Genomic DNA, 6,750 nt, shown 5'->3' on the forward strand with positions numbered 1-6,750 from the left:
GCCGTCGCCCTGGACCGGGCCGGCAACCTGGCGGCCGGCACTTCCACCGGGGGTATGACCAATAAAAAATTCGGTCGGGTCGGAGACTCCCCCATCATTGGCGCCGGCACTTATGCCGATAACCAGACCTGCGCCGTATCCTGCACCGGCCACGGCGAGTATTTCATCCGCGCGGCGGTGGCCCACGACATCTCCGCACTCCTGGCCTACCACGGACTCACGCTGCAAGAGGCAGCCCACGAGGTGGTGATGGAAAAATTGGCAGGGCTGGGCGGAACCGGTGGCCTCGTCGCCATCGATAAGGACGGCTATGTCGCCATGCCCTTCAACACCGAGGGCATGTACCGCGGCTATGTGGATGAAAACGGCCAAGTAGTAGTTAAGATTTACTAGGAATAATTCCAAGAGCAGAAAAACGTTAGGCCGTCCTTCTGGATAAACCAGGTATTCCTTCCTTAATATCACGTTACCGCTAATGGTCTCAATGCGAATCAAATTCCTACAGTCAGCGGTTTTGCCGGTGCCGCAGATGTACTTCCGGACGGTACAAAACTCGTAATCCCATTCCTCGGATTCTTCAATCCTCACTTAAAATCGCCGGTGAAGCCATAGTACCCGGCATACTTGCGGGTATAGGCCAGGGCGATGTCAATATCCATGGAAAGGCTCTCGGGGATAGTGAGGGTGATGTCGCCACCCTTAGAAGTGATCTCGACAATCCCCTGGTCGACCGGGGATACGATCTGAGGGTCTCAGTAACTATTAAACCCACCCAGCGTCTGGTGATTCAATCACGACTCGATTACTCCAAGCTCAACTACCAGTTTACCAAACGCTTGTTCCTGCGGTTGGTAGTCCAGTATAACCACTTCGATGACTTATTCGATATCGACCCGCTGCTTACTTACCGGATCAACCCCTTCAGCGCCTTTTATATCGGGCCTGCCTTCGATTACCAAGACTATGGGGACCAAACTAGCTTTTCCCCAACAGAGCGCACGTATTTCTTCAAGTTCCTGTATCTGTTCAATTTGTGATCTCCACCGAGTAGACCAGCCAAGTCTCTCATAGTTCGCTGGGACCCATTTTCACGGGTCAATAATGTAGCGATAGAGGACGAGAAGCACTCGCTTGTTTATCCAGTCTGGTTTCTCTGCACGCGTCCTTAACATTCCGCTACCACTTATTCCTATCTACCATTTCCCCACCATCGCCTCAAAGCATTGGTAAATTCCTGACGGTCTAAATCAACGTCAACATTGGAATTGGAGTCATTCGGATTACGGTATGACAGCAACCACGAGCGCAAAAATTACCAGCAATCAGTCTCAGGGATCGCGGTTAGAGGAAGTCCTCCAGAAGCAGGGGTTTTTCCAGCGCTATACCGACGAAAATATTCCTATCATTGAAGTGGAGAGTTACCCCGACCTGGGCCGGATGGTGGCCCTTCGCTTTATCGAATGGGTGCAGCAACACCCGGAGGGCGTCGTGAGCCTGCCAACGGGCAAGACACCGGAATACTTTATCCGCTGGATGCACTACCTCCTTGAAAACTGGGATGCCATAGACACGCAGGCTATGCTGGAACAGTACGCGCTTTCCTCTAAAAAGCCGGTTTTTTCCCGGCTGACCTTCGTCCAGATTGATGAATTCTTCCCTATACCCAACGATCATCCCAATAGTTTCATTGCCTATATCAAACTCCATTATCTCAAGCCCTTCGGATTCAGTATGGAGCGGGCTTTGCTCATGGATTTCGACCAGCTGACCTGGCCCAAAGGTCTGAGCGTGAAAGACATCTTCCCCGATCAATTCATCGATCTAGGTCTGAGAACCCGTACTCCCAGTAATGACATGGAAGTCATTCAACGGGAGGCTGTTTTCCAATTGGATACCTTTGCCCAAGGCTATGAGCAGAAGATTCGTCAACTGGGCGGCATTGGCTTTTTCCTAGGTGGCATCGGACCTGACGGGCACATCGCCTTCAATATCCGTGGCTCTGACTTTTACTCCACCACTCGTCTCACCTATACAAACTTTGAAACCCAAGCTGCCTCAGCCGCAGACTTGGGCGGCATCGAAATCTCGGCCAGAAAAGCCGTCATGACCATCGGGTTGGGAACTATTACCTATAACCCGGAGGTAGTAGCCCTTATTATGGCAGCGGGGGAAGCCAAGGCCACTATTCTGGCAGAAGCCATCGTCAAACCTGCTAGTATAATCAACCCAGCGTCCGTTCTCCAAGAGGTCAAAAATGCCCGCATCTATCTCACCAGGGGAGCTACAATTAAGCTCCCTCAGCGGTGTCTGCACAAGTTCAAAAGCAAGACCACCTATAGAGATGATGATGTCGTTTGGGCCGCCATGAATCTATCACTGAAGCATCAAATCCCTATTGCCAAGCTCCCTGCTCGCCATATCTCTGCTGATCCCTATTGTCATACCCTTCTCGAAGACCGGGGGTGGAATCCCGCCACCTTTAAAGACGCCGCCAGGGACTTGATTCTCTCCCGCCTGAACAAAGGAGCCGAGGATCTGACAGACAGGTGCTTTCTCCACACCGGACCTCATCATGACGATATCCTCCTAGGTTACCTGCCATCCATTATTCATCAGGTCCGCTCGGCTACGAATCAGCACCACTTCGCCGTCATGACCTCAGGTTTCACCTCCGTTCCCAACAGCTACATACAGCGGGTTGTGTACGACGCACTCAGCTATCTCTTCCACTGGGATTTTAAGCAGCGCTGGGAATCGGATTACTTCACCCTCCCTCACGATCGAATGCGGGTGCAGGATGCCCATGACTTTCTCAACGGGGTTGTGTCCAACAATGAGGACATCCAGAAAGCGTGTATCTCCCGGAGGGTGATACGGGCCGTAATGGATATTTATGGCGAAAAGGATCCTGTCGGTATACAGGAGCGCATGGGGCGGATACTGGACGATATCCGTAACCGCCACCCAGGTGAGAAAGATACCCCAGACATCCAGACACTGAAAGGAGTCATGCGTGAATTCGAGGAAGACCTGGTGTGGGCCCACTATGGTTTTGATGCCCATTACGTCAACCACCTCCGATTAGCCTTCTATAGGGGTGATTACTTTACTGAAGATCCAACTCGTATCGCTGACATTCCCCCCATCAGAGAGCTATTTGCCACCATCCGTCCGGACATCCTCACGCTGGCGTTTGATCCTGAGGCCAGTGGTCCGGACACTCATTATAAAGTGCTACAGGCTATAACGGCTCATCTGGAGGAGCTACCGCCAGCAGAGACAGCAAAATTGGAGATTTGGGGCTACCGCAATGTATGGCACCGCTTCCATCCCGGAGAGGCCAATATGTACGTACCGGTATCCATTAACTCCATGGCCATCACCGATTATATCTTCAAGACCTGTTATCTGACCCAACGCGATGCCTCTTTTCCCAGTTACGAACACGAGGGTCCTTTCTCAGAGCTGGTGCAACGGATACTGGTTGAGCAATTCCAGATGCTGCGCACGGCCCTCAGCCCTGATTTCTGGTATCAGAACGAAAAGCCCCGCTTGAGGGCTACCCAGGGAATTCTATTCATGCGCAGCATGACATTCGAAGAGCTCAAAGCCTCGGCCCGATCATTGCGGGAGTCAATGGGACGGGTGTAGCCCTTGGGCATGGAAACACACCCAAGCAGCTGTTCCTGTCCACTAATAATTGTGTACTGCCTGACAAGCTGCTTGATGCTGTTTGCCCCTTCCCCTATTTGGAGCACGATTTAGGACGGGCTCTAAAGACACCCCGCGAGGTGGCAAGCTCATCTATCAATTCATCGATCTCGACGCGCCGTAGCCCATCTCTCGTTTGTATCAGAGTTAAGCATAAGTGTAAATTTGGCCTTGGAAGAAACGGCCATGACACAGGACGATTGGCGCCCTCTCCCTCCTGAAACTTTCGACATCCCGGTTCACGAAATCCGCCGGGGTTACCGCAGTGATGTTTATTTCTGGCGCAGTAAAGTAGCCCTGGAGAACGCACACAAAAAAACCTCAGTCCTAGTACAAGTTTTCCAGAAAAAAGACGCTGTCTTATGCGGGATCGATGAGGCTCTGGCCATCCTCAAACTGGGCTCCGGCTACTACAAGAACCGTGAAAAGGCCTACAAGCTTTTCGACCACTATATTAACCTGAAGAAGAGAATCCGCTCGCTATACTACAACTCAAAAGAAAAGATGCTGGAAGCCCAGCGGGAACGGTTGGAAACAGAACAGGCCCTGGATGATCTGTGGGAGAGCACCACCCAGGAGCTCTCCGTGCACACTCTGCGGGATGGTGACGCGATTAAGCCCTGGGAAACGGTGATGACCATTGAGGGGCCTCTCTATGAGTTTGCCCATCTGGAGACTATCTATCTGGGCATCCTGGCACGCCGCACCAAAATCGCCACTAATGTACGCAAGGTAGTGGAAGCAGCCCATGGGAAACCCATTCTCTACTTCCCCGCCCGGTTCGACCACTGGTTCATGCAGGGCGGCGATGGCTATGCCGCCAAAATCGGTGGTGCGCTCGAAGTCTCTACTGATGCCCAGGGAGAGTGGTGGGGAAAGACTGGTGCTGGAACCATTCCCCATGCCCTTATCGCGGCATGTGATGGCAATACAGTCTTGGCGGCTCGGCTCTTCGCTGAAAATTTTCCTGAAACCAACCTCATCGCCTTGGTCGACTTCGACAATGATTCCGTATCCACCTCCCTGGAAGTGGCTCGCGAGCTGGGTGATCGGCTGTGGGGCGTACGTCTCGATACTTCCAGTACCATAGTGGACAAGTCGGTCATCCCCCAGATGGGTATGAGCGCACCCACCGGTGTCAATCCACAACTGGTTTGGAACGTCCGCAATGCTCTTGACAAGGAAGGCTTCAAACACGTCAAAATCGTCGTTTCCGGGGGGTTTAATCAGCACCGCATTAAGGCCTTCGAAGAGGCGGGAGTCCCGGTGGATGCCTACGGGGTAGGCTCAGCCCTGGTCGAGGGCTCCAACGACTTCACCGCCGATGTCGTAATGGTTGAGGGTAAACCACGTGCCAAGGTGGGACGGCAATACCTGCCCAATCCCCGCCTGCGACAAGTAGAACTTTAGTACTGTGCTCACTATACCTGTATTAGCCCTCCTCGCCTTCCTGATAACCAGCCAGGAGGAGTTCAACCAAAGCCAGATATCAACCAATGAGGATAGATTTATGAGCACACAGGCTCTGATCATCGTTGACCTGCAAAATGACTTCTGCCCCGGAGGGTCACTGCCAGTACCCGACGGGGACAGCATCGTTCCGATCCTCAATAAATTGATTGAGACCTTCTCTCAGGCACAACGCCCTATCTATGCCACCCGGGACTGGCATCCTGAGGGGCACTGCAGCTTCAAAGCCCAGGGAGGCATCTGGCCGACCCACTGCGTGCAGCATACTCACGGCGCCCAGTTCCATCCGGACCTGCAGCTGCCTGAAAGCGCCACAATCATCAGTAAGGCCGATACTCAAGACCGGGATGCCTACTCCGGCTTTGATGGCACCCCTTTGGAAGCCCTGCTGAAGGAGGCCGGTGTGGATCAAATCGTCGTGTGTGGCCTGGCTACCGATTACTGCGTCAAGGCCACAGTACTGGACGGCCTTAAGGCTGGTCTAGGGGTTATTGTAGTAGAGGATGCCATTAGGGGTGTCGATGTCCAGCCTGGCGACTCACAGAAGGCCCTCGCTGAAATGGGACAGGCCGGAGCCACCATCGCACTCCACAACGCCATCAGTCCCTGAGCCATGGACCGTTGCCCGGCAGCAGGCAAGGGACTGAGAATTGATCTAAAGTACTTTAAAGCTGAGGAATTAGTGCTCTAAATTAATACCGTCATACACGCTGCTCGCCGAGGTGGTGAAATTGGTAGACGCGCCGGACTCAAAATCCGGTGTCCGCAAGGACGTGTGGGTTCGAGTCCCACCCTCGGCACACTACTTTTTTCCGACGAGAGAACGCCCTGAGAAGGGCGTTTTGCTTTTACGGTCCTAACAAAGCCTCAGCCCAAACAACCCCAGACAAACCCAAACAATAGTATAATTTGCCGGATACGGACCGGATACGGATCGGACACCGAATTCATGCTTGATCGATTCTTAAATGGCTATGAGACTCAAGAGGAAACAGAGATAATCTCCTGAGTTTCAGCCGAAAATCAGCGATAATCTCGTGAGTTTAGAGGGATTTATTGTGAGTTTTTGCCTTGTTATGCAGACTATTTGTGTTCGGTGGGTCAACAGTATGATTTAGTAGAGTTTGGAGAGGGAATATAAAAAGTTCCTCATGTCAATTGTTCGATCCAGTCTGCAATTGTTCTCGCAAGAGATCGAACGTCTTCGGAGCTACCCTCTGAATAGCCTTTCCCATGTCGAATGCCAGCGCCGTCAGGATGATGTTGGAATAAAACAATTGAGCCCTACCTTTACGTAAATCATCTTCGGCCTTATCATACTTCTTGTCAATCAGGGTTGGTGTATAGTTTGCACCCGATTTCCCTTCTCGGTATCGACTGTAGGGGTTACAAGAAGAGAAAGAGGTTCGCTGAAAAGTTGAAGAGGGAGGGCTTCCCGATAGATGAGTGGGTTACATCCGGAGGTATGCGGCTGATAAGGCTACCCTACAGCCTACACGGTATGGTCTCGAGGATTGTGACGCCATTGGATCTCAGCGAACTCGGGAGTTTCGATCCAGTCAGAGATGA

6 protein-coding genes and 1 tRNA gene are annotated in these 6,750 nt (G+C 52.3%); all 7 read left to right on the forward strand.

Annotated features, from left to right (window positions below):
• Nucleotides 1–393, forward strand: a 393-nt coding sequence (locus tag ACETWG_00145) for an isoaspartyl peptidase/L-asparaginase (protein MFB0514999.1), incomplete at its 5' end; no start/stop codon positions are given.
• Nucleotides 394–782: 389 nt separating this feature from the next.
• On the forward strand, nucleotides 783–1,037 hold the full coding sequence (locus ACETWG_00150) for a hypothetical protein (protein ID MFB0515000.1): 255 nt from the start codon (nucleotides 783–785) through the stop codon (nucleotides 1,035–1,037).
• A gap of 250 nt (nucleotides 1,038–1,287) precedes the next feature.
• Complete coding sequence (locus ACETWG_00155; protein ID MFB0515001.1) at nucleotides 1,288–3,651, forward strand: glucosamine-6-phosphate deaminase; 2,364 nt, start codon at nucleotides 1,288–1,290, stop codon at nucleotides 3,649–3,651.
• Nucleotides 3,652–3,897: 246 nt separating this feature from the next.
• The gene (locus ACETWG_00160) at nucleotides 3,898–5,121 is read left to right on the forward strand and encodes a quinolinate phosphoribosyl transferase (GenBank protein ID MFB0515002.1); all 1,224 of its coding nucleotides are present in this window, start codon (nucleotides 3,898–3,900) and stop codon (nucleotides 5,119–5,121) included.
• Nucleotides 5,122–5,221: 100 nt separating this feature from the next.
• The gene (gene pncA / locus ACETWG_00165) at nucleotides 5,222–5,791 is read left to right on the forward strand and encodes a bifunctional nicotinamidase/pyrazinamidase (GenBank protein ID MFB0515003.1); all 570 of its coding nucleotides are present in this window, start codon (nucleotides 5,222–5,224) and stop codon (nucleotides 5,789–5,791) included.
• A gap of 106 nt (nucleotides 5,792–5,897) precedes the next feature.
• Nucleotides 5,898–5,981: transfer RNA gene (locus tag ACETWG_00170), tRNA-Leu, on the forward strand.
• A gap of 548 nt (nucleotides 5,982–6,529) precedes the next feature.
• Nucleotides 6,530–6,750 (forward strand): hypothetical protein (locus tag ACETWG_00175; GenBank protein ID MFB0515004.1); only part of this gene is annotated, 221 nt, incomplete at its 3' end.

Source organism: Candidatus Neomarinimicrobiota bacterium, from assembly GCA_041862535.1.
In the GTDB taxonomy this organism is placed as follows: Bacteria; Fidelibacterota; Marinisomatia; order SCGC-AAA003-L08; family TS1B11.